At 41.2% G+C, this 23,108-nt stretch carries 28 protein-coding genes and 2 pseudogenes; 24 read left to right on the top strand and 6 right to left on the bottom strand.

Going from position 1 to position 23,108, the window contains the following annotated elements:
- Window positions 1-146 precede the first annotated feature (146 nt).
- The gene (locus ACMN7X_RS08870) at window positions 147-821 is read right to left on the bottom strand and encodes a helix-turn-helix domain-containing protein (protein WP_418747178.1); all 675 of its coding nucleotides are present in this window, start codon (window positions 819-821) and stop codon (window positions 147-149) included.
- Between the two features lie 174 nt (window positions 822-995).
- Here ACMN7X_RS08870 and ACMN7X_RS08875 point away from each other — a divergent pair, with 174 nt between their 5' ends.
- The 5 genes from ACMN7X_RS08875 (at window position 996) to ACMN7X_RS08895 (ending at window position 4,612) form a co-directional block, all read left to right on the top strand.
- The gene (locus ACMN7X_RS08875; protein ID WP_418747107.1) at window positions 996-1,211 is read left to right on the top strand and encodes a helix-turn-helix domain-containing protein; all 216 of its coding nucleotides are present in this window, start codon (window positions 996-998) and stop codon (window positions 1,209-1,211) included.
- 250 nt (window positions 1,212-1,461) lie between these two features.
- Window positions 1,462-2,868 (top strand): MobA/MobL family protein, encoded by a 1,407-nt coding sequence (locus ACMN7X_RS08880; RefSeq protein WP_418747108.1) that lies wholly within the window; start codon window positions 1,462-1,464, stop codon window positions 2,866-2,868.
- Between the two features lie 152 nt (window positions 2,869-3,020).
- Window positions 3,021-3,449 (top strand): ArsR/SmtB family transcription factor, encoded by a 429-nt coding sequence (locus ACMN7X_RS08885; RefSeq protein WP_418747109.1) that lies wholly within the window; start codon window positions 3,021-3,023, stop codon window positions 3,447-3,449.
- Between the two features lie 18 nt (window positions 3,450-3,467).
- Entirely contained in the window at window positions 3,468-4,052 is a 585-nt protein-coding gene (locus tag ACMN7X_RS08890; RefSeq protein ID WP_418747110.1) for a chromate transporter, read from the top strand.
- Window positions 4,049-4,612 carry a chromate transporter gene (locus tag ACMN7X_RS08895; protein WP_418747111.1) on the top strand — a complete coding sequence of 188 codons (564 nt, stop codon included), beginning with the start codon at window positions 4,049-4,051 and terminating at the stop codon, window positions 4,610-4,612. Before ACMN7X_RS08890 ends, ACMN7X_RS08895 begins: the two co-directional genes overlap by 4 nt.
- Window positions 4,613-4,695: 83 nt before the next feature.
- On the opposite strand, the gene ACMN7X_RS08900 is transcribed toward ACMN7X_RS08895, so the two are convergent.
- Together ACMN7X_RS08900 and ACMN7X_RS08905 are read right to left on the bottom strand one after the other, a co-directional pair.
- Complete coding sequence (locus ACMN7X_RS08900) at window positions 4,696-5,073, bottom strand: TnpV protein (protein WP_418747112.1); 378 nt, start codon at window positions 5,071-5,073, stop codon at window positions 4,696-4,698.
- Between the two features lie 299 nt (window positions 5,074-5,372).
- Window positions 5,373-5,522: pseudogene (locus tag ACMN7X_RS08905) on the bottom strand (tyrosine-type recombinase/integrase); the annotation flags it as partial.
- A gap of 131 nt (window positions 5,523-5,653) precedes the next feature.
- Between ACMN7X_RS08905 and ACMN7X_RS08910 the strand changes: the two are divergent.
- The 16 genes and pseudogenes from ACMN7X_RS08910 to ACMN7X_RS08985 all read left to right on the top strand — a co-directional run bounded on the left by ACMN7X_RS08910 (window position 5,654) and on the right by ACMN7X_RS08985 (window position 18,451).
- The gene (locus ACMN7X_RS08910) at window positions 5,654-6,793 is read left to right on the top strand and encodes a Fic family protein (protein ID WP_418747113.1); all 1,140 of its coding nucleotides are present in this window, start codon (window positions 5,654-5,656) and stop codon (window positions 6,791-6,793) included.
- Between the two features lie 32 nt (window positions 6,794-6,825).
- On the top strand, window positions 6,826-9,798 hold the full coding sequence (locus ACMN7X_RS08915) for an HsdM family class I SAM-dependent methyltransferase (RefSeq protein WP_418747114.1): 2,973 nt from the start codon (window positions 6,826-6,828) through the stop codon (window positions 9,796-9,798).
- Between the two features lie 4 nt (window positions 9,799-9,802).
- Window positions 9,803-10,471, top strand: coding sequence for a hypothetical protein (locus ACMN7X_RS08920; protein WP_418747115.1), 669 nt, complete (start codon window positions 9,803-9,805; stop codon window positions 10,469-10,471).
- A gap of 173 nt (window positions 10,472-10,644) precedes the next feature.
- Window positions 10,645-12,387 (top strand): hypothetical protein, encoded by a 1,743-nt coding sequence (locus ACMN7X_RS08925; RefSeq protein ID WP_418747116.1) that lies wholly within the window; start codon window positions 10,645-10,647, stop codon window positions 12,385-12,387.
- A 169-nt stretch (window positions 12,388-12,556) separates the two neighbouring features.
- Window positions 12,557-12,910: a hypothetical protein gene (locus ACMN7X_RS08930; RefSeq protein WP_418747117.1), complete on the top strand. Its 354-nt coding sequence runs from the start codon at window positions 12,557-12,559 to the stop codon at window positions 12,908-12,910.
- A gap of 235 nt (window positions 12,911-13,145) precedes the next feature.
- Entirely contained in the window at window positions 13,146-13,445 is a 300-nt protein-coding gene (locus tag ACMN7X_RS08935) for an HAD family hydrolase (RefSeq protein WP_418747118.1), read from the top strand.
- 51 nt (window positions 13,446-13,496) lie between these two features.
- The gene (locus ACMN7X_RS08940) at window positions 13,497-13,931 is read left to right on the top strand and encodes a GNAT family N-acetyltransferase (RefSeq protein WP_418747119.1); all 435 of its coding nucleotides are present in this window, start codon (window positions 13,497-13,499) and stop codon (window positions 13,929-13,931) included.
- Window positions 13,932-14,136: 205 nt separating this feature from the next.
- Entirely contained in the window at window positions 14,137-14,754 is a 618-nt protein-coding gene (locus ACMN7X_RS08945) for a methyltransferase type 11 (RefSeq protein ID WP_418747120.1), read from the top strand.
- A gap of 25 nt (window positions 14,755-14,779) precedes the next feature.
- Window positions 14,780-15,292: pseudogene (locus ACMN7X_RS08950) on the top strand (alpha/beta hydrolase).
- 27 nt (window positions 15,293-15,319) lie between these two features.
- Entirely contained in the window at window positions 15,320-15,625 is a 306-nt protein-coding gene (locus ACMN7X_RS08955) for an MBL fold metallo-hydrolase (protein WP_418747121.1), read from the top strand.
- Between the two features lie 128 nt (window positions 15,626-15,753).
- Window positions 15,754-16,080, top strand: a complete 327-nt coding sequence (locus ACMN7X_RS08960) for an MBL fold metallo-hydrolase (protein WP_418747122.1) — start codon at window positions 15,754-15,756, stop codon at window positions 16,078-16,080.
- 31 nt (window positions 16,081-16,111) lie between these two features.
- Window positions 16,112-16,525: a GNAT family N-acetyltransferase gene (locus tag ACMN7X_RS08965; RefSeq protein ID WP_418747123.1), complete on the top strand. Its 414-nt coding sequence runs from the start codon at window positions 16,112-16,114 to the stop codon at window positions 16,523-16,525.
- 30 nt (window positions 16,526-16,555) lie between these two features.
- Window positions 16,556-16,750: a hypothetical protein gene (locus ACMN7X_RS08970; RefSeq protein ID WP_418747124.1), complete on the top strand. Its 195-nt coding sequence runs from the start codon at window positions 16,556-16,558 to the stop codon at window positions 16,748-16,750.
- A 316-nt stretch (window positions 16,751-17,066) separates the two neighbouring features.
- Window positions 17,067-17,495, top strand: a complete 429-nt coding sequence (locus ACMN7X_RS08975) for an ASCH domain-containing protein (RefSeq protein WP_418747125.1) — start codon at window positions 17,067-17,069, stop codon at window positions 17,493-17,495.
- Window positions 17,496-17,724: 229 nt separating this feature from the next.
- Window positions 17,725-18,231: a GNAT family N-acetyltransferase gene (locus ACMN7X_RS08980; RefSeq protein ID WP_418747126.1), complete on the top strand. Its 507-nt coding sequence runs from the start codon at window positions 17,725-17,727 to the stop codon at window positions 18,229-18,231.
- A gap of 73 nt (window positions 18,232-18,304) precedes the next feature.
- On the top strand, window positions 18,305-18,451 hold the full coding sequence (locus tag ACMN7X_RS08985; protein WP_418747127.1) for a hypothetical protein: 147 nt from the start codon (window positions 18,305-18,307) through the stop codon (window positions 18,449-18,451).
- A 131-nt stretch (window positions 18,452-18,582) separates the two neighbouring features.
- Here ACMN7X_RS08985 and ACMN7X_RS08990 read toward each other — a convergent pair whose 3' ends face one another.
- Together ACMN7X_RS08990 and ACMN7X_RS08995 are read right to left on the bottom strand one after the other, a co-directional pair.
- Window positions 18,583-18,918 carry a type II toxin-antitoxin system HicB family antitoxin gene (locus tag ACMN7X_RS08990; protein WP_418747128.1) on the bottom strand — a complete coding sequence of 112 codons (336 nt, stop codon included), beginning with the start codon at window positions 18,916-18,918 and terminating at the stop codon, window positions 18,583-18,585.
- On the bottom strand, window positions 18,915-19,166 hold the full coding sequence (locus ACMN7X_RS08995) for a type II toxin-antitoxin system HicA family toxin (protein ID WP_418747129.1): 252 nt from the start codon (window positions 19,164-19,166) through the stop codon (window positions 18,915-18,917). The genes ACMN7X_RS08990 and ACMN7X_RS08995 overlap by 4 nt, the downstream gene beginning before the upstream one ends.
- 243 nt (window positions 19,167-19,409) lie before the next feature.
- Here ACMN7X_RS08995 and ACMN7X_RS09000 point away from each other — a divergent pair, with 243 nt between their 5' ends.
- Genes ACMN7X_RS09000 through ACMN7X_RS09010 form a run of 3 tightly spaced genes read left to right on the top strand, consistent with a single transcriptional unit; the run spans window position 19,410 to window position 21,578 of the window.
- Window positions 19,410-20,099 carry a DUF6198 family protein gene (locus tag ACMN7X_RS09000; RefSeq protein ID WP_418747130.1) on the top strand — a complete coding sequence of 230 codons (690 nt, stop codon included), beginning with the start codon at window positions 19,410-19,412 and terminating at the stop codon, window positions 20,097-20,099.
- Window positions 20,100-20,139: 40 nt separating this feature from the next.
- Complete coding sequence (locus ACMN7X_RS09005; protein WP_418747131.1) at window positions 20,140-21,030, top strand: DUF3658 domain-containing protein; 891 nt, start codon at window positions 20,140-20,142, stop codon at window positions 21,028-21,030.
- A gap of 2 nt (window positions 21,031-21,032) precedes the next feature.
- Window positions 21,033-21,578 (top strand): N-acetyltransferase family protein, encoded by a 546-nt coding sequence (locus ACMN7X_RS09010; RefSeq protein ID WP_418747132.1) that lies wholly within the window; start codon window positions 21,033-21,035, stop codon window positions 21,576-21,578.
- Between the two features lie 78 nt (window positions 21,579-21,656).
- Here the strand turns inward: ACMN7X_RS09010 and ACMN7X_RS09015 are convergent, their stop codons facing one another.
- Window positions 21,657-22,904 carry a peptidoglycan-binding protein gene (locus ACMN7X_RS09015; RefSeq protein WP_418747133.1) on the bottom strand — a complete coding sequence of 416 codons (1,248 nt, stop codon included), beginning with the start codon at window positions 22,902-22,904 and terminating at the stop codon, window positions 21,657-21,659.
- Between the last annotated feature and the right edge of the window lie 204 nt (window positions 22,905-23,108).

The following is a 23,108-nucleotide window of genomic DNA, read 5'->3' on the forward strand; positions in this document are numbered from 1 at the left end:
CCACTTTTTGCCTTTCTTTCTTACAGAACCTTTTGCCATAGATAAAAACTCCTTTCTATCCGTGGCAATCGGGACTGTGACATATGGTGTGCGTAAAGTAAAGAATGTCACTTTTGCCGATTGGTTTCAACCGGCATATTTTTTTGTCAAGGTGCCACGGAATTTTCTTTTTTGGACAGCCTGTTCTCGGCTTCCGTCACTATCCCGAAAAGGTCGCCCATAGATACTTTGGTGCGTCCCTCATCGTAGATATGTAAAATTCCGTCTAAAAAACGCTTCATATCTTCGATCGGTATTTCCATTTCTTTGCGATAAACCCGCTCCTCGATTGCTCCAACTTCAATCGCATACCGCATTATCGACTGCTTCAGGCCCTCGTCCTCCGCCACACGGTCAACCTCTGCCATAGCGTTGGCAAAATAGTGGCACAGCACCGAGTACAGGTCAATCATCTTGCCGAGGAATGTAGTAAGAAGCTGCTGGTGCGGCTCTCCGCTGACCGTGGAGGAAACTGTATCAAGGTACTTTTTGATATGATCCTCAATGTCCTTTTGGCAGAGCGTGCGGGCGTCATATTCCTTTTCCTCGGAAAGCCCTGTCAGCCATTCGGGAGTGGTAAGCAGCGCATCGGCAAGACCGTTGATAATCATAGTACGCTTCGGGTCAACGCCGTCCGCTTCATACCGCTGAATGGTGGATTTGTTTACGCCGATACGCCTTCCAAGCTCAGGCATGGTAAGGTTTAGTTCTGTTCGGCGTTCCTTTACCCGTTCACCGACCTGTTTTGCGGTGAACTCAATTTCTTTTTTCAAGGTTTTCACCTCCTGACGAGTATCATTATAGCACATCAAAGCGCAGATTGCAACCCTAAAACGAGATAAATATTAAAAAATAATTCCTGAACAGTTGCAAAACAGGTTGACATGAGATAGCAAAATAAGTATAATTAAGATTGCCGAGTTGCAAAACGAGTATTTCAAAAGGAGGATGAGATAATGAACGCAGTTAAAATAGGTATGACCATAGAGGAAGCCGCCGAATGTACGGGTATCGGCAGAAACACAATGCGGAAGCTGGTGGACTGGGGCAAGCTGCCTGTCTTAAAGGTAGGGCGTAAAACCATTATCCGCAGGGACACGCTGGAGCGTTTTATGACAGTCAATCAGGGAAGAAACCTGCTCAGTCAGAACGATGTCCGCAAGGTCGAGTAACCGTTCTCTTAAGCCCTCGGCGTTTGAGAGTGAAATACACCCCTCGCACAAATCTGACGATTTGTACTCAGGGTATTTCGCCCCTGCGGGGAGCTTGTGATAACGCTGATACTTCCGTTTTCAGCATTATCACAGAGAAAACCGCTGCTGCGATTTTCTCCGCTGTTTCGTCAGCACAGCCGCCGAAACAGCGGCAACCGTCAAAACGGTTGCAAAATGAGAACGGTATATTTCAAAGAAAGGTTGGATTATGGCAAGTCACAGCTTCATACAGATATCGAAGCTGCCTAATGTCAAGGGAAGAATATCGTATATCACCAGCCACGCAAGACAGGAAAACCTATACGCCACCTACCGCACCGCTGACAATGCCTTTTGGAGCAACCTCGCAAGGGAGAGCCAGCAGGAGTTTCAGCGCAGCGGCGCAGAGGGAAAATGTATCGAAGCAAGGGAGCTGATTATCGCCCTGCCCGAAGTTTACACGCAGTACGAGCCGCAGCAGGTGCTTGAGGATTTTACAGACGAGTTCCGCAGACGGTACGGCGTGGAATGCGTATCAGCTTTGCACCACAACAAGCGCAAGACCAATTACCACATTCACCTGATTTTCAGCGAAAGGAAGCTGCTTCCTGAGCCTGATGTGAAGATTGCCACGAGAAGCGTATTCTTTGACGAAACTGGGAAACGGGTACGCACCAAGAAGGAAATCACAGGTGAGGACGGACAGATCAGAAAGGGCTGTACCGTTATCAAAAAGGGAGAGGTTTACGAAAGCCACATGTTTACCGTAAAGGATGAGCGCTTCAAGAGCGAGGCTTTTCTTCGGGAGGTAAAGGAAGGTTACACGGAACTTATCAACCGTCACATTTCCGATCCTGAACAGCACCTAAAGGTGTTTGACAAAAATAGCGTGTATCTGCCGACAAAGAAAATAGGCAAGAACAATCCCAAAGCCGCAGAGATTGAAGCCGACAACGCTGCAAGGCAGGAATGGAACAGAACGGCGGATATGGCGCTTGTATCGGGGATTGAAGAAGCTAAAATACTGGAAATCAAACAAGCCGAGATACACGACAAGGTTAGCAGTTCTATCCGCAAAGGCGGCTGGCTGCCCAATCTGTTTCGTCGTATCGTGAGCAAGGCAAAGGACTTTTTACAGAACCTTATCCGTGAACACGGGATTCCGCCGAAGCCCACGCTCAGTATCAATATGGCAGAGTTCCGCACCATGCGAAATCTGATGATACGGGTACAGGACGAAGCGAGAGCAATCCGCAGCTTGCAGGAGGAAGTTCCCAAACTAAAAGAACAGCTTTCCGAAGCAAAGGGCATTTTCAAAGGCAAGGAGCGCAAATCTCTTACCGAGCAGATACAGCAGACCGAGAAGGAAATATCCGAAAGGCTGGATAAGCTCCCCGATATTCTCAGGGAGGACGGTTATCCCGATGTGCAGGCATTCATGGCGACCTATCGGGAAGCGGAAGCCGTTGTAGAACAATACAACCGTGACCTTGCTAAGTGGGAGCGACAAGTGAAAGAAAAGAGCAGACCGCCGAAGCCGCCCGAAAGGGAGAGCGTCAGAGACAGGCTCAGACAGTTACAGGAGCAAGGCAGACAGCAGAAACCACGAAAGAAATCCTTTGATAGAGAAAGATAACTTTGACTTAGACAGCAACACCGCAGGGTAAGCTACTACCTTGCGGCATTACATAACAAAGCAGAAATTTAATTAAGCGTTGACTTATTCAAAAACATCTGATAGAATATAATTAAGCAAACGCTTAAATAAAAAGAATTTAGGAGAAAGTTATGGACAAAACTTTGCTATTAAAAGCAATAGCTGATGAAACTCGATTAAAAATCGTTACGCTACTGTTGCAGCACAATTATTGTGTGCGGGCATTAGCAAGAAAACTTGAAATCTCTGAGGCGGCGGTATCACAGCACTTGAAAGTTTTGCGTGAAGCAGGGCTTCTTGTAGGCGAAAAGAAAGGCTATTTCATGCACTATGATGTAAACAGAGATGTATTGCACGAACTGGCAAGCGAGATTGAAGCTCTTGCCGAGATTGAGCGTGAAGCCTGCTCACCAATGCAAGGCGGTTGCCAAAACAAAGAAGCGGAAAAATGTCACAACCAAGATAAGAACAAATGCTCCGACGAAGTGAAAGAGTTTTGCCACGGACATAACCATGATAACGAAACTCACACGGGACATTGTAAATGCCACCATTCATAAAGTCGGAGAGAACTGCACATGAAGAAGAATATCTTGCTCGATTTACTTTTTACTTTTATGAAAATCGGTCTGTTCACCTTTGGCGGCGGCTATGCGATGATTTCCCTGATAGAAAATAACTGCGTCGAAAAGAAAAAATGGATTACTCATGACGATATGATGAATGTCACCGTTATTGCCGAGTCTACCCCCGGACCGATTGCCATTAACTGCGCTACCTTCGTCGGCTACCGACAGGCCGGATTGATAGGCTCTTTAATTGCTACACTTGGCATTGTACTTCCGTCCTTTATCGTGATTTATGTAATTTCTATGTTTCTTGACAATTTCTTGGGAATTACAATTGTTGCAAACGCTTTTAGGGGTATCAAGATAGCCGTTGGTATTTTGATTTTGGACGCTGCAATCACAATGATTAAGAAAATGCACAAAAAAGTTTTGCCACGCACAATCATGGTTTGTTCGTTCATTGTTATGCTTCTTGTCAACATCTTTTCTTGGAACTTTTCGTCCATTAGTCTGATGTTGATCGCAGGGGTTATCAGCCTTGTTGTTTTTGTCGCAAGCAATCCGTTGGAGCAGAAAGGCGGTGCAGGGAAATGATTTATCTTGATTTGTTTCTTGGCTTTCTGCGTGTAGGCTGTTTTGCCTTTGGCGGTGCATATGGGGCAATTCCTCTGATTCGGGATGTAGTGCTTTCTTATGGCTGGCTTGCAGACGAAGAATTGACTTATATGATTGCAGTTAGTGAGAGCACTCCCGGTCCTATCATGGTCAATCTTGCAACTTATGTAGGGAGCAGTCAAGCTGGGCTTTTGGGGGCTGTCCTTGCTACGTTGGCGGTGGTGCTGCCCTCTTTTATCATCATTCTTCTTGTGATGGTCATTTTGAAAACTCTATTGAAGAACAAGTATATGCAAGCGATTTTACGAGGACTAAAGCCTTGCATTATCGGAATTATCCTCGCTACGGGCGTATATATGGTAATAAGTAACTGTGTTTCTTTGGCAAGAGAAACCTCCGTAAATGTGCAAGCTATAATTATTACCACAATTTTGGTGGCAATGATAGTTGGAGCAAAATCAATATTCAAAAAGAGAATTTCACCAATCATGCTGATTGTTATATCAGCTTGTGTCGGAATTGTTGTGTATGGAATATAAAGAACAAATTGTCTCATATCAAGGTTTTGTAAGTATAGATTGGCGGCAGAGTATCAAAACCCTGCCGCCAATCTGCCAATCTGTTATATGTATATGATTTCCTTTTCCACAATCTCCATTGCACATGCCTGTATGTTATTGAGCCGTCCAACCCATTCTAAAGCATTTTCCGCCTTTAGCTGTTCCGTTATGCCTTGCGATTGCTTCATCTGTTCTATGAGCCTTTCAAATCGTTCCTGCGCCTGTTCGTTGATGTCGGCAAGATAAGTGTTGAGTTTACCGCTGGTCAGAAGCGTTGTGTAGGTCGCTTTTCTATGCTCTTTCAGGTAGCGTTTGTGCCGCTGCCCCCATATCCCGATAGGTTTTTCTTCTTCGGGTGGTAAGGTAAGACATGGCAGATAATATTCCCCTTGCAGTTCGTACCAAAGACCGTTGCTTTTATCATAAATGTACTTGTCCATCTTGAAATCCTCCCGTATCATATATTCGCACATATGTCACAGTTTCCCGATTGCCACTTGCTGTTATAACTTGTTATCAAATTTTTCTTCTCTTGTTTTTGCCCTTATGAGATAGCAAGGGAAGCATAAACACAAGTGAAATCGTATAAAGGGATAAGGCGGACACATTGCGATAAATCCTTTATTTTCAAGCGTTTTGGAGGATTTTATTAAAGCCCTATGTGGGGCAGTAACCACTTATGAAATCGTTGTTTTCAAATTCCAATTTATCTACTAACTGATTTAACTTTCCCCTATTTTCAAGGCTTTGCGGAATCCCGCTTTGCTTCCCTTGCAGCGTGCGCATAGATATTCATGGTTGCGTTTACATCCGAGTGTCCTAAGAGTTCCTGCACATCTTTTGGCTGCGCCCCGTTTGATAACAGGTTTGTTGTGTAGGTATGTCTAAGTCATGGAAGCAAAACCGGCTATTATGTTGCACTATTCCGTGATTTTTTGAAATTAATTGCAGAATACTACTTCCTTTATTCGCGATTATCTGCTATAATTAAACAAGCAAAATAGTGACTGAGGGATAGAAATGCGTCCGTATACAGGAGATTACACCGAACAGAGAAAAAATGAAAAATTTAATTTCACATACTATACTTTCACACCACGTCCATTGAAAGGCGCTACACTTTTCAAAATGGATGATGAACTTGCTGCGCTTTTGGTTAAGGCACATCGCAACCTTGGGCTGTTAGAAGGTTTGCTTCAGTATGCACCAAATAAAAACTCGTTTTGTGAATTGATGCTCTTAAAGGAATGCACCTATTCCAGAATGATAGATTATGATGCACCAGATTTTAGTGATATATTAGTTAGAAGAGGTGTAGGCAAGGGCGATATAGAGCCTATAAATAATTTGGCGTTAGCTTATAAAGCAGCAACTGGTATGCAGTTTGCGGCTCAAGATTACAGCAAAATATGCGGCATTGCTTTATATGGTGATAATTTAAAGCAAAAAATAGGTATCCGCGACACCCAAATATTTTTGCAACAAGCAATATCAAACTTAAAAATCTATAATCCAACAGCTCCAGAAAATGTTTTACCATCATTGGCCGACATTTCTGCCTATCTCTATGACAGTGAGGATGATCCTCTGATTCAAGCTGCGTTGGTACACTATCAGTTTGAAATGATACACCCATTCGAGAAGTATAATGGGGTTGTTGGACGTATCCTGATATTCATGGTTCTACAAAAAATCGCAGACAAAGCGTTGCCTGGACTGTGTCTATCTGAACACCTGTTCTTCAATAAAAACGAGTATTTTGACATACTCAGCGCAACACAATACAGCGGTGGTTATGTACGTTGGATTAAATATTTCATACGGATTATCAATGAATCTGCCCAAACCAGTGCGGCGCTGCTTAAGAAATACGAAGAAACAATTAAGCTGAACGAGGAAAGGTTAAGGGCTGACGTGCCACAAACAAGAAGTTTTTGGAGCGTGTATGAGTACCTTAAGGCTTTCCCTGTTACAAGTATTCCTATTGCGGCAAAGCATCTAAACTTATCATACAATTCTATTTCTAAAGTATTTGCAATATTGCAAAAGTACAATCTAATTATGCAAGGAAACAATGCCACAAGAAATCGAGTATGGAAATATGCCTGTCTTGATTTTATATTTACATTACCAAGCATCAATCAAACAACATGTGATTAGTTTTGAAAAATAATTAACGTGGGGGCAGAAATATGAGTGAGTTGTTAAATGGCATATTTGAATGCCTTGATATAAATAGCAGTACTGGTTTGGCTACAGAAGACAGTTTGCGGAGCATGACCCCTTTTCAAAGACTATTCTATACACAAGTTCATGAAAAGATAGGAATTGACGCCGTATATTTTCTTCGCGATGCAAATGGGATTGCCAAAGTTCCGCTTATCTATTTTTCCATTATCCAGAAATATGATGCAAAACGAGTTGCAGAGTTGCATCGTCTTTCATGGAATCTCGGGGAGGCTCCGCTGCTATTTGTAGTGACTCCGGATGAGATTTTGATTTATAACAACTACGAGTCACCTCAAACCGTTGAGAACGGAAACCTTGACCCCACCGCAGGGATAATTGAAACATTAAGCTTGACCAATGGATTGGCTTCACAGCGACTTGCACTACAGAAGTATCATCGCTCATTACTTGAAAGCGGCGAATATTGGCGGCAAAGCATGACTAGATTTGACGCTCAAAGCCGGGTGGATGCCACATTGATGTCAAATTTGAGAATAATGCGAAGAACGCTGATCAATCAAATAAGCAAAAGGTGTGATAAGAGTAAGGAAACAATCACGAGCGTAGTTCACTCTTTGCTCAGTCGTTCGATTTTTATTAAGTACCTGGAAGAACGAAAAGATTCAAACGGAGAAACAGTATTTCCGCAAAGTTTTTATTCCAATTTTTTGAAGTCAGCAAAACAGTATACCGATGTGCTAAATAGTAAAGAGGCAACTTATAGCTTGTTTAGAACACTTAAAGAGAAATTTAATGGTGATACACTGCAAGTCTCAGAAGTCGAAATAGAGATTATTACTCAAAATGACTTGGATGAGCTTCGCACATTTATTCTAGGTGATAGCGAATTAGAGAGCAAACAACTCGCGTTATGGCCATTTTATAGTTTTGACATTATCCCTATTCAATTGATCAGCAGTATCTATGAGTTGTTTTTTCACTTGTCAGACGAAGATGATGAGAAGGGCACGTATTATACACCTCTCCATCTTGTCAACTTGGTCATGGATGAAGTGTATCCGTGGGAAGGCGAGTATAAAGATACATCCTTTTTTGATCCATCATGCGGTTCGGGCATTTTCTTAGTTGAGGCATACAGAAGACTTGTTTGCAGATGGATGTCCCAAAACGATGTTCATACGATTACCTGTGATCAACTGAATCTTCTCTTGAAAAGCAGTATTTTCGGTGTAGATATTAATGAAGAAGCTATTCGAGTTGCCTCGTTTAGCCTGAGCTTAGCTATGTGTGATTTCCTTGATCCACGAAGCATCTGGGATAAGCTTTCATTTCCGCGTCTACTAGAAAACAACTTGATTTCAAGTGATTTTTTCGATGAGGATAAATCTTTTAATAACATAAGATATGATGTCATTGTCGGCAATCCGCCTTGGCAGAGTAGCATTACTGGAAAAACGAAAGAGTACTTGAAAAAAGCAAATCGCGTCATAGGTGATAAACAAATTGCGCAGGCATTTTCTATCAAGTGCTCAGAGTTGTGCAAGCAAAACGGAATTATTTGTCTCCTTATGCCTAGCAAAGGATTGCTTTTTAATAGATCAGATAAAAGTAGGACATATAGGGCAAATCTGTTTTCCGATAACAACGTACTAGCGATTATTAATCTATCGGTATATAGAAAATTCTTGTTTGATCACGCTAGTGGACCTGCTGCTGCCATTATCTATACTCCTAAAAAGGAAGAGATCGATCAGCCAATAGTTTATTGTACGCCAAAGCCAATTTACACAATTGAAGATATCAGGAAGTTTTCTATTGATCCTACCGATATATGTAGAATACCCCGTGACATTATTGATGACGATAGGATTTGGAAAATTGCAATGTGGGGATCGCCTAGAGATCTTGAATTAATAGGAAAAATGCAAAGTACTTTTGCACCTATGGCATCATTTATTGAAGAAAATCACATGACAACTGCAGAGGGGTTCAAAAGAGGAAACAGGAAACGCCAATGTTATGACTTCAAAGGTCTTCCATTGGTGGAAGCCAAATCCTTTAAACCATACTACGTTTCATCCGATGAGCTTCCGATAGTTGATTTCGATGATTTTGAGTGCATTGTTAAAAATTCCAGAGAAATTTTTGCAGCTCCACACTTGATAATTAAACAGAGCCATAAAAATGGAACATTTCTTTCAGAAGTGCTGGATTATGATGCTGTGTTTAACCATAGCCTTTTAGGAGTACACGGCAACATAAATAAGCTTAAATACTTGAGCGTGATAATTGGCTCGAGAGTTTTTTCGTACTATCATATTCTTACAAATAGGAAATGGCTTGTGGAAAGAGATGAGTTAGAAGCAGGAGATATCTGGCAAACTCCCATCCCCAGTCCAAGCGATGCAGAAATTGCTGAAGCAAGTGGAATATTTGATGAATTGGCGATCTCGCCAGCGAAAAAGGAAAAAGCAGAAGAATTTGTGCGCCATATGTATCGGTTAAAAGAATATGAAAGCTATCAAATAGACGATGTAATTGATTATGTATATGACTATTTCAAAAACAAGCAGCATTCAGTATCCTTTGAACGGCCGAAAACCGATGCTTACAAACTGTATTATAATTCCATTAGTGAGGTGCTGACGAACACATTTGGAGCAAGTACAGGGTTAACTGGAGACCTATATTTTGGCGATGCTCCGCTGTCTGTACTTGTTTTAAATGTTGGACAACAAAGTGATACGGATCTGAATTTTGTAAAAAACAATGATAGGTTGAATGAAATACTCCTAAGCTTGGACAGTGCATTGGCCGATAACCAGAAAATGGTATTCATTAGGCGAAATCTCCGAATTTACCAGCCGAATAGGATACTTATCATTAAGCCGTCCCAATGTAAATACTGGACATATTCCGCTGCTTGCAGGGATGCAGATGAGATATTCGAAGATATTTCCAAGGCATGGAGGTGATACAATGAGCAGTATAAGAAATATAACAGCATCCACAGCTGTTCCGGACGATTTAGCAAAGCGGCTTGGCCCTTCTGGGGTTAATGAGATTTTATTGACTCTGTGGCAGGGATATCATGATTTAATAACAGATATGAACATAACTATCTCCGAAACCGCTGAGGAAGATGATATCACCTTGGAATGGTATGGGAAAATATCGCAGCGCTGGGCCAAAGAGAATCGGGCCACCACTCTGAGAATAAACAACATTGGACCTGTTCATCAGTACCCAGATCCCACGTTAAAAAAGCGTCGTGGATATAAACCTACGATTGATTTTTGTTTTCGTGACTGGGATACTTCAAACAGTTATTTCGGCGCAGAATGCAAGAATCTCTATAATCACAAGAAAGATAAAATTAAAAGATATGTCGATACAGGAGTAAAAAACTATACATCAGGACGCTATGGATCACAGTCATCAGAATCCTCAATCATCGGGTATGTATTAAGCGGAAAGATTTCGGAAATTGTAACGGAACTGATTACTGAAATCGCAACGGTTGCGCCAATAAGCAATCTTTCCCGGGAATTACGTTTCAAAGAACCGCAGTACGCTTCACAACACAAGAGATCCACAGATGAAAGTGAAATCACATTGCATCACTTGTTTTTTGATTTTACACACTAAGAAAACTAAGCCATTCGTATGAAACATGTCGACTGCCGAATTAGTGCCAAGATGATCTGCATTAACATATTTATCAGTTTGCTTTCAAAAATATTTATCCTGATAGTCAAAATTAGCAAATAGAAAGGCCGGTGGAAATGCGTATATCTTTTTCAATGGACGGCATTAGAAGCATGGATCAGTTATATACCTATACAACAGAACATCATCCAGAATTTGGAGAGGGGAATGTAGAGCATTATCATGGTGATAATTACTGTAAAAATGTAATTACTGATGTGTTAAATACCCTTACACCTTCAGATTGGGAAGAGCAAAAATACCTTGGTTCTCGTGATCGTATAGCAAATGAGACATTTGTGCTCTCATCAACTGCTGGTTCAGAGTACAATATATCATTTGCCGTCAGCACATATAATCGAGAAGCAGCCCGTTTAGAAATTACCATCACAGCACCAGAAACCGAAGGTTACGACCATAGACTCGAAAAACTGAAAATTGCGTTGAAAAACCGGCTTCTCCCAGATTGGCACCAATGTACATGGCTTGTGGATGAGCAGGCAGCTGCGTTGTGTAAAAACGCATATGAGAAGACATTTGTAATCGAAAACAATCTAAGAGCTTTTGCAAGCAAGGTACTAGTTCACTTCCTTGGTGTAGATTGGATTAAAAAAGCTGGCTTGGAAAAAGAAGCCGAATCGGTAAACACTCTGAAAGAAAAGTTTATCCAGCGTGTTTCTGATTTTGACAACATTAATACAGACTTTCTCTCTATGACCCTCGAGACTTTGGTTGGGGTAATGTTCAAAGGGGTTACATACCGGGATGATGTTATTCTGAGCCGACAAGACTATACAAAGGTTCAAGCGATGGGAGCCAGACAAAAGACCACAGGGAACAATATAGCTGAGTATATTAAAAATCTGAGAACTGTGGATAAACGAATTTGGGATGATCTTTTTGTTCCATATATTGATGATCCAAGCGCTTTCAAAACTGCCGTCCACAATTTTATTGAAGATCGTAATCATGTTGCACATAGTAAGGTGCTCTCTTGGAGTGCCTATCAAGTAATTCTTCAAGATTTCGAGAAAATGGACTCCCTAATTTTGTCAGCAGATCTCAAATTCGAACATGACGAGACAGCGGATGAAGTCATTCAAACATGGCAAGTAGAACAGGAAAATGATGAATATGAGCAAGAATTCTATCGTGAGCGGCTAGCAGATGAAACTGGTATGGACGTCTTGGGTGAAAATGAGATAAAAAACTGGTTTGAGGAAGTCCTGCACGAGCTTTATGATTTGATTTATCAACAGTACCATTTGGATGTTTGTTATGATATTTCCGACTTGACTACACCCAATGAAGATGAAGTTGCGTTCACAATATCCTGCCCGGCCGTTGAGGATGGTAACGCAAAAATAGATATTGTTACGGAATACTCTATTGATGATGGCCTCGGCGAAGATAGTGTCTGCTATATTGCTGCCAAAGACAGATATGGAAGAGAAATTAGCAAAGCAGAAGTTCGCTTTCACAATGGGAATGGGTGTGAAAGCGAAGAAGGAATTATGGAAGCTACGGATAATCCTGAGTATGATATTTCTGGACTGGATGGATTTCAAGATGATCTTCTTGCTGCCATTGAGTCTTTGAATCCTTATCCGGAAAAATTGGACGCGCTTTCCTATGAAAACAAGGGCGCAGTACAATTTATCGCCGACTTTCCTTGTGAGCAGTGTGGGAAGTTTGGCGTATCCATCGATGAATCTTTTCTGACTGTAGGAAGGTGCTGCTATTGTGGTCACGAAAACGAACTAGCGAAATGTGAACGATGTGGAGAAATGGTAAATGTAGATCTTCTTGAGTATGGCTTATGCCCATCATGCACTGCCTATATTCACAGACAATAAATAAAAATCTGAAAACCCGGACTATCAAATACTTTGGTAGTTTGGGTTTTCTGATTTTGCAAAATATATTTTTTGTCGTGGGCTTGACATACGGGTGCCTTAATGTGTGGAAATGGAAACCCTCTAACTCCGGTGCATCCTCTGCCATTCCCAAGTTGTAACACTCATAATGCCCCCGATTTTTCTCAATGACTTCCTTATAGAAATTTCGGTGGTAGAGTTCGCCATACTGCATACGGTTTTTAAGCTGCTGTTTCCTCGCTTTCTTCAAGATGTCATCGAGGGCATTGTCAGAAGATACGGTTATCAAAATGTGCAGGAGTTTTACAAGATTTACCGCAAGATTCATAGCGCCTATGCAGCTTATAGGAAACAGGTTGCTGAATGGGAAAAAACTTACGGAGAAGGCAGCCACAAGCAGGATAAGGGAAGCATACTTGAACACTTGAAGAATCCACCAGAGAGAACAGCAAATTATCAGCAACAAAAGACAGCTAAGAGCAAGAACCGAGGGGCGAGATAGTCCTTCGGTCTTTATCATATGATAACTTTTTGATGATAAACATCCCCCAATATGATATGATAAATTTGCGGCGTATTATTTTTAGAAAAATTATATTTTATGAAAGGGTTACATATTGATGATAAAAGCATTGTTTTTGTTTTTATGGAACGATTGTGCATGAAGATGCTGCAAATTTTTGGCATTATGTGATATTCCATATTATATAGGGCCCAACATAGATACGGATGATGTTATGGCTGCAATCCATTATCACAATTTAATGCCCGTTATGGTATTTACAAGCGAAGATGCGAAATCGTATAAACCCCGGTCTGAATTATTTGAAAAGACTTTAAGAGAAATAAATTTGAATCCACAAGAGATCGTACACATTGGTGCTTCCTTAAATAGTGATATTAAAGGGGTATCCAATTTGGGAATCAATACTATTTGGATAAATCGGAATAATAAAGAAATTCCTGATGGAGTAATAGCTGTGACAAATTGCACTGAAATTTTTAACACACCTTTTTCCATTTCTGTGAAAATGTGATTTTAATAAAAAAATGATGAATAAAGTGAACAATATGAAAGGATGTCATGTATGATTAGGGAAATCGTGAAAGATGATTTAGATGGTTTATTAAGATTGTATACACAGTTACATGATAATCCCATGCCGGAAAAGAACGTTGAAATATTACAGATTTGGGATGCTATTTTTCAGGATAAAGACCATCATGTGATTGTTGTGGAAGAAAATGGCAAAATCGTATCTTCCTGTGTCTGTGTCATCATTCCAAATCTGACGCACAACCAGCAGCCATATGCCTTTGTTGAAAATGTGATAACCGATGAAAGATACAGAAACAGAGGGTTGGCAACGCAATGCCTGAATTATGCCAAAGAGATTGCCATAAAAGAAAACTGCTATAAAATGATGTTGCTCACAGGATCTAAGAAAGAAAGCACCTTGGATTTTTACAGAAAGGCAGGTTATAACAGTGACGACAAAACAGCATTTATTCAATGGATATAATGCGAAGAACGGAGGAACTTGATTGAGAAATTTAATTGATTTACTGAACTTTGGAGAAAAGAGGACAATCAGTTCTTTTTGTTGTCCTTATGAGAGTCCGTAACATGAGGGAAAAAGATATAACAGTTAATAAATGCTGTAAAAAGTGCCTTATCAGAATTCCTGTTTATAGAATTGGAAAATCCAAGTTTAAGGAGGAGATGTTGTGGCTAATCCGTGGAAAGAAATATCATTGTCTGATTATGAAAATCATATGCAATTAGATTCTGTTATGCAATTACAGAACATGAATCAAATGATGAAAGGACAATTTGATGCCTATCCAGTAAGTTCTGTTATGGTTTTGGGAATAGCCGGTGGTAATGGTTTGGAACATATTGATAAGAGTAAATATCAAAAAGTATATGGGATTGATATTAATACAGAGTATTTAAAAGCAGTTGAAGAAAGATATTCAGATATTTCAGAAATACTGGAATGTATACAGGTAGATTTGATTGACGAAACAAATAAACTTCCAAACGCTGAATTGTTGGTTGCCAATTTGTTAATTGAGTATATTGGATATGATTGTTTTCAAAAGGCAGTCGAGCACGTTTGCCCAAAATATGTTTCATGTATTATTCAGATAAATGCAGATGGCAATTGGGTATCTGATTCACCATATATTCATGTGTTTGATGACCTTGATAAAGTCCATCATCAAATGGAAGAAAATTTACTGATTCAGGCTATGAAAGATATTGGGTATAATTTAATAGCACAGACAGAAAATCTATTACCAAATGGAAAGAAATTGGTTCAATTAGATTTTAATTGTTAACTTCTAGTTTGCGGAGGATGTTTTTATGCATAAATTAATCGTATATATACACGGAAAAGGCGGCAATGTAGCGGAAGCAGAGCATTATAAAGATTTTTTAAGGACAGCGAGGTAATTGGGCTTGATTATGATGCACAGTCACCTTGGGACGCAGAAGATGATTTCCCTGAACGACAAGCGAATAGAGAAAGCGTTTTTCATTTCTACCGTTGTGAATATGGAAAAGCTGATTACGGATATGATGATGTGGGCAAGTGTAACCGAGGATGAACTTCGTGAAAAAGGCGAAATTGAAACAACCTTTGGCGAGACTCTTTCGTGGAAGTATCTCTGCTATGTAAGGGAACATCCTGTCCTATGGGTTATTCCGACCCACATTTTATACGACGAAAAAGATAATTTGACATCCTATGAAACCGTATCTGAATTTGTAAATCAGAGCAATGCAACGCTTACTGTCATGAAAAATGGAGAGCATTGGTTTCACACAGAGAATCAAATGAAATATCTTGATAACTGGATAGAACAGTTTGCTTGATAAATTGGGAGTCGTGGAGGATAAGATATGAATAATTGGTTTACAGTAGAGCGCATCGATATTGATACCTATGCCATCAGTGAATACAAGCATTGGGAAGAAACCCACTGCTATTTGTTGTGTGGGGCACAGCGGGCTGTTTTGATTGATACGGGTTTAGGAATCGTCAAAATCAAAGAAGTGGTGGACGATCTGACTGAACTGCCCGTCACGGTGATAACGACCCATGTCCATTGGGATCACATTGGAGGACATCAGCATTTCTCCCACTTTGAAGTCCACGAAGCAGAAAAGGACTGGCTGTTCATTTTCCCATCCCTCTGCAAGCGGTGAAGCATAACCTCACCGCAAAGCCTTGTGATTTCCCGCCGGAGTTTGAACTGACTGACTATCAGATATTTCAGGGCGAACCAACGGCGGTATTTGCGGATGGAAGCAGTTTTGATTTGGGCGGCCGCCATTTGACAGTTATCCATACCCCCGGTCACTCGCCCGGACACTGCTGCTTCTATGAGCCTGAACGGAGATATCTGTATTCGGGTGATTTAATATATTTGGGTTGCCTTGATGCTTTTTATCCAACCACTAATCCGGTACAGTTCTATCAATCTGTAAAAAGAGTTGAAGCCCTGACTGTTGATCGAATTTTACCTGCCCACCACCAGCTTGCTGTTCCTGCCGACATTGTGGGTAAAGTATCAAAAGCATTTGGGGAAATAGAAAAGAACGGGCAATTGACACAAGGAGCAGGTTTATTTGACTTTGGAGATTTTCAGATTCACATTTAGGTAATATCTGGTTTGACGAGGAAATGATATTATGGAATATAGAGAAAATGCGCTAAATTATGAAGATTACTGTACACTTAGGAAAAGTGTTGACTGGCAGCTTTTTTCAGAAGACCAGATGCAGCGAGCTCTTAATAATAGTTTGTACACAGTATCTGTAGTCGAAGGTGAGCAGATGGTCGGAATGGGGCGGCTGATAGGTGATGGAATGTATTATATGATAGCAGACATCGTAGTGAACCCTGCTTTCCAAAAATATGGAATTGGAACGAATATCACGAATATGCTACTAAAATATGTAGAAGACAAAACACTTGTTGGCGGGCGCTCCAGTATTCAGTTAATTGCCGAAAAAGGGAAAGAATCTTTTTATGAAAAGTTAGGATTTAAGCTGATTCCACATGATTTTTGCGGCTCTGGAATGAGAAAAGTTGTTCGAAAATAAACTCCGGTTTGTTAAGGAAGGAGCAATAAAATGAGGAAAGTGCATTTGTTGAATGGCATCTTTTTGATTGTTGAAGTTCTCGCATTTATTCCGCTAATGATAGAAGTGTTTGGAGATATGAATCCTAATGTTCTTACGATTTCCGCAATCATTTTTGGAGTAGGAATGATCGGAAACTGTATATGTGCGATCGTCAGAGCCATTCAAGAATTGAAAAAGAAATAGACAACTTCTGATTTTAAGGGATGGCAAGAAAAAATTGATTAGCGGTTGACTCTCCCCTTACGCTGCTTACAGTGAAAGCCCTGTCTGAAAAATATAGGGATATGATAAACGGTAAATAAGTTATATGTTGAATTATCGAAAATAGCAGGGGAGGTTGTGCTCGATACGGAACTGTGTGCAGCCTCTCTTTAGTTTGCTTTTTGTATTGTATCCGCTGACGCTAACAGCAGAAGATTTATTGGCAGGTGTTTGTTTTCTATGGTATACTGCAATACGGATGAAGAGATCAATGGAAAATTATGGAGGCATGTGATGTATGGATGCAGTGAGAATGTGGAAACAATTTGGCGTTGAAGGGGAGTATGAGACATGGTGCTTTGGGGCCGATGCCGATCGATTGGCAGAACTTGTATTCGTCGGAAAAAAGACGGCTACTTCATCAGCGTATCCAATTTACGTGGAGGAAAACGCACCGCTCCCAAAGTTTGGAGAATATAGTATTATATTAGATTCACATAGAAATGCAGTATGTATCGTTCGAACAACGAAAGTATACATAGTTCCGTTTAACGAAGTATCACCGTATCATGCATATCGAGAGGGAGAAGGAGATTTGTCGCTTGAATACTGGAGAGAAGTTCACCGTGAATTTTTTATAAAAGAAATGAACGCCATAGATAAAAAGTTTGATGGGAAAATGAAAGTGGTTTGCGAAGAATTTGAAAAGGTCTTTCCACGGCGATAAATGTATACCCATTCGGGCATCCCGTATGTCAAATGCTTCGCATGGACGCGCTTCGTCAGGCTCCGCGCGATAAGGTATACCCATACGGTGTGCCCGAATGTGTTTCTCATTAAAATTTTCTTTTAAAAGCATTTGAATCTACTCCAGTATTTTTAATGTAACGGTTGCTTTTTATGGTATACTGGCAATACGGCTAAAGAGACTAATGGAAGGTTATGGAGATAATGAAATGGATTTTAGATTAGCAGTTATGCAGGATTTATCACAGTTAAAAGATATGTATAAGCAAATTATTAAAAACATGAATGAGCATGACATTCAAATTTGGGATGATATTTACCCTTGCGAATTTTTTGAGGAGGATATAAAAAACAATCGGCTTTATGTTTTGTTTAATAACGGTGAAATGATATCGGCGTTTGTTGTGTGCGATACCGACCCGGGGGAAAAGGCAGTTCAATGGCATGATGACCATGCAAAAGCTTTGTATATTAACCGATTGGGTGTCAATATTAAATATTCACAAAAAGGGACAGGCAGTTATATGCTTGCCAGGGCTAAGGAAGTTGCCAAAGGATCAGGCGCTGAATATCTAAGACTTTTTGTAGCGGATATAAATGAGCCGGCGATTAAATTTTATATCAGGAATGGTTTTGAAAAAGTTGATGGTGCTTATGATGAAGTATTTGATGATGGTTTTATGCTGCATGAATATGGATACGAAATAAAAGTTTGATCAGCGCTATAACTTCCGGTTTGATGAGAATTTAGTTGGAACGGGAAGATCACAATTGGAGGAGCAAAATAAAGTGAAAAAAAATTCAAATAAAGATGCAAATGATGGCGTGGCATTAGGAATAAGCCTGGGGTTGATTTTTGGACTTATGATCGACAATCTGGCGTTAGGACTTCTGGTGGGAATTGCCGTGGGAGGTTTAACGAAAATGAAGAAATAGAGCGCACATCTTTCGATGAACAAGGAGGATTATGATGGGCGGAAGAAAGGTGTTTTACATTGAGAAATACCGCCAGCTTCCAAAGTAGGGGCAGAGCCCGACAATCAGACTCTGCCTTATATGATGTTCCTTTATACACCAACCATATTCCCAATAGCTTCTTCGACAGCGGCATTTAAACTCTTTCCATGCTCAATAGCATATATGGCAATATTTCTATGCAATTCAGGGCTGACTCTAACATTAAATGTTCCTTTATAAGGATGCTCAGGCGGCACATTCCGTTCTTTACAGTCTGCTAAATATTCATCGATTACATTCTTAAAGTCCTGCTCAAGTTCCTTAACAGAATCTCCTTCATAGGATAATAGTGATTTTATTCCGATAACCTTACCAAAAAGGCAGCCATCTTCCTTAGAATATTCTACGGTGCCATTATAATTCTTGTATGATAATAAATCACTCATAACAATCCGTCCTTTCTTAATTTGTCTATAACCTGATTTAATATATACTTCTTTAATATTCCACTCGGATGTGGTTTATGGAAATTTATCACTTCATTTGAGTCCCTTTTTATGAACTTAACTCCTGAACCAGTTTTACCTTGCTTCAATTCATATCCTAAATACGAAAGTAAAGATACCATTTCATCAAAAGTAAAATCTTTAGGTCTTTTAAGAAGCCTGTTTATGAGCTTATCTTTCTTACTCATGTGCTAATTCTCCTTTACGCATAATATACTACTTTTGCATAAAAGATGCAACTATTTTTAGTCGCTTTTATATAATTATAAAAGACATTTGACATGTCCAGAATCTGCATTATAATACAAAATAAAGGACAGGGCCTGAAAATCGGACTCTGCCTACGGTAACTAATGGCATTTTATCATGACAGATTTGTATATTTCAATCATCATCTATCTACAGGATTCGACACACAAAGGAGGATTATGATGGGCGGAAGAAAGGTGTTTTACACAGAAATTGCTTACGTATGGGGGCTTGTTCTATTAGCTTTTGGAACTGCCCTTATGGAACGGGCGGATTTTGGCATGTCCATGGTGGTCGCACCGGCCTATTTGGTGTATTTGAAGATATCCAAATTTGCCGGATGGTTTACCTTTGGCATGGCGGAATATTGTTTTCAGGCGATCCTGTTGGTATTAATGTCTGTTCTGCTAAGAAGGTTTAAGTCAATGTACCTTTTTTCTTTTTGTACAGCGGTACTCTATGGCGTTGTATTGGATTTCTGCATTTGGATTGTGGGATATATCCCCGGCGGCGGACTGGGTTTTCGATTCGTTTTTTATGTGATAGGCTTACTTTTATGCTCTTTCGGCGTTGCCATGTTTTTTCATACGTATATTGCGCCGGAGGCCTATGAATTATTTGTGAAAGAAATATCTGTACAGCTTGATAAGGATGTTGCCGTGGTAAAAACCGTTTATGATTGCTGCAGCTGCGGCATCGCTGTAATTTTGTCTTTTGCGTTTTTTGGCTTTGGCCATTTTGAGGGCGTGAAGCTGGGAACGATTGTGTGTGCATTGATCAACGGCGGGCTCATCGGGAGGATCAGCCATAGTTTTGAAAAACATTTCGAATTTTGTGATGCTCTGCCTTTGAAGAAATGGTTCAGCTCTTGAATAGTCATCTAAGAGACAGACTGTGGGTAGGAGGGATTCTGTGATTGAAGTATTGTTTGGCGAGAGTGAAGCCGGTTCAATGAAGGCGGCAAAGAATAAAATAGTGATCGGAAGGGTCGACGGCCCGACTTCCGTATGGATGGCCGGGAAAAAGCGGCCGCCGGAGAGACCCTTTGCCGGATGGGTGGAAGGAACGGCGGCGGAGGTCGTCTGCCTCGGATTTATGCTGGATATAGGGGATATTAAAGAGCAGGTGGACAGTTTATATCGAAAAAATCTCATTTATTCCATGTATGCTCAGGATCAGTGGGAGCAGGGTGAGGCCATGGAAGAAGAATTGAAGCAGACGGCGGATATCTATGTGAAAGAATTGTCCCGGCTGAAAAGCTTTCTGGATAACGGGGAAACCGTGCGGATATGGTATAGCGATGCGCCTTACTCCAGGTGCGGCTTTTATCACCTGTGCCGGATGCTCAGAAAGTATAAGAATGAAATCCGGGTGGTCAAACTTCCCGAATATACAGTGCGGGAAAAGAGTATTACGATTTATAAAAACTGGGGTGAGGTGGCGGCGGAAGAATTTGCCGGATTCCTGCCTTACGAAAAGAAACTTTCTAAAGAAGAGATTCGTCTTTACGGGCTTTTATGGAGCGAGCTGGCGGACGACAACAGTCCGCTTCGTGCAGTTATCAATGGGCGGGTGCTTGGCGTCCCGGAGGATTTTTATGATTTCCTGATTTGGAAAAAGCTTACCGATAAGCCGGTGAAAGAGGCGCGGCTGATCGGGGATATTCTCGGCTGTTTTCCGGTCAGCGTCGGGGACTGGTGGTATGCGAAGCGGATTGAATATTATATCCGGCAGGGGAAAATCCGTGTGGTTGAAGATTCAAAGAATACCTATGGGCGGATAATCTGCATGAATGGAGAATAGTTATGAAATACAGTAAAAAGATCATATTAAAAAACGGTAAGGAATGTTGGTTGAGAAACGGAACAGAAGAGGATGGACAGGCGGTGCTTGATAATTTTAATCTGACCCACAGGGAAACGGATTATCTGCTTTTTTATCCGGATGAGAACAGTTTTGATGTGGAGAAGGAAAGGCGGTTTTTGAAAGAAAAAACCGAGAGTGAAAATGAGATTGAAATTATTGCCCTGGTTGATAATGTGGTTGTGGGAACAGCAGGAATCGGAGCTGTAGGCAAAGAATATAAAGTTCGGCATCGGGCCCAATTTGGCATAGGTATAGCCAGGGAATTCTGGGGACTTGGGATTGGAAAGGCGTTAACGGCAGCCTGCATTGAGTGTGCAAGGGCTGCAGGATATAAGCAGCTTGAACTGGAAGCAGTTACTGAAAATGCAAGTGCGGTATCACTGTATAAAAAGGCCGGATTTGTTGAATACGGCAGAAATCCCAGAGGCTTTAATTCACGTATAACGGGATTTCAGGATGTGACTTATATGAGGCTGGAATTATAATCGATAACTTGCGGAGAGCCAATGAACTTGTGGGTGATCACAGTCATTGGCTCTCTTTTTGGTTTCTTTCGGAGATGTTTACTGAAGTTCGGCAATTCGGCTGACGCCGACATAAATATCACTGATTCTAAACCAGGTAGGATAGTCGACAACTCCGGTGACCGGAAGTCCGAAAATTCGTTGAAAATCCGCGACAGCCTGACGGGTCCGCTCACCGTATATGCCATCGGCAGCGATGGTTGGCAGGGCCGGATAGGCCTGGGCAATTCGGTTAAGCTGTTCCTGCATTTGGCGGACTTTGGCGCCGGTGGAGCCTACAGTCAGGTCGGCTCCCGGCCAGGATGACGGGATACCGCTGATCTGTTCCGCCGTGTTGATGTACATGTCATTTCCGTAATAATAGCGGATAATTTCCAATGGCGTGTATCCCTGGTCTCCGAGATATTTGGAGCCCCACTGGGACATCCAGTTCGGGCAACTTACCCGTTTGCCGTCGCAATATTGGGTGAGGATCGGCTGGCGTACATTTGGTCGGGACAGGAAGTTGGAAAAAATGGTATCCACAACCCGGGAAATGTTTTCAAATACATTTCGCCCATAGACAAAAAAGTGGTCGTAGGCTGTTGAGGATGTAATGGTAAAGCTGTAACCTTTGTTGCGGTACCATTCTGTGTAAACCCGGTTCAGGGTAAATGAAAGAATGGCGAGGATGTTGGCGATGATGGTGGGCTCGGGCCAGGTGGCATAGATCTCGCTGGAGGCTACGTTTTTGATGTAATCCCGGAAGGGAACATAATAATTGGCGGCGCTTGTATCAGTCGGAGGCCCGTCGTGGACGATGATGGTTTCAGGAATGACGACCCGGCTGAGAACGATTTCGCCGGTTTCATCGATATCCTTAATTTCTGCTTCGGCAATTTTCGGCGGGTAGAGTTTCCAGAGGGTATGAGCCCCGATGACCAGCGGATTATAAGCCGGAGTCTGGGTGACGACCGGCGTCATACGCACGTTGGACAATCCAAGCTGGCCGGATAAAATCTGAATTCCGGAGATTTCGACTTCCTCATATCCGGGGGCCGTGATTTTCAGATTATATTCGGAATAGGGTTGGTTGTCTCCCGGTTCAAGACTGTATTCTACCGGTGGGGCATCCAGCTCAATGGTGTCGCTGTTGCCGCTGTTGTCGGTGGTAAGCCGCTCTAAGACCCGGTCCGGCTCACCGGTCATAGAAATCTCGATGGACGCATTATCAATCGGGATGCTGCTCTCTTCGGAAACGGCGGAGATACGCAGTTGTCCCTTATCAATTAAATTTGTTTCTGGCATAGTTTGTTCCTGATTTTGTTTTGTATAATATATGCAAATCCCGCGGAATTGATAAATAAAATTTATTCGGATTTTACCAAAATGGTTTTCGGGGTGAAAAAAATAAAATAAAAGGTTGTTTTTCCAAAAACAGTGTGGTATAATCTTAGCAATTTAGGATTTTTTGTCAAAGAACAAGAAAAAAGAAATTCGGAATAAAATTCA

It is taken from the genome of Frisingicoccus sp. (assembly GCF_048388605.1).
In the GTDB taxonomy this organism is placed as follows: domain Bacteria; phylum Bacillota; class Clostridia; order Lachnospirales; family Lachnospiraceae; genus Frisingicoccus.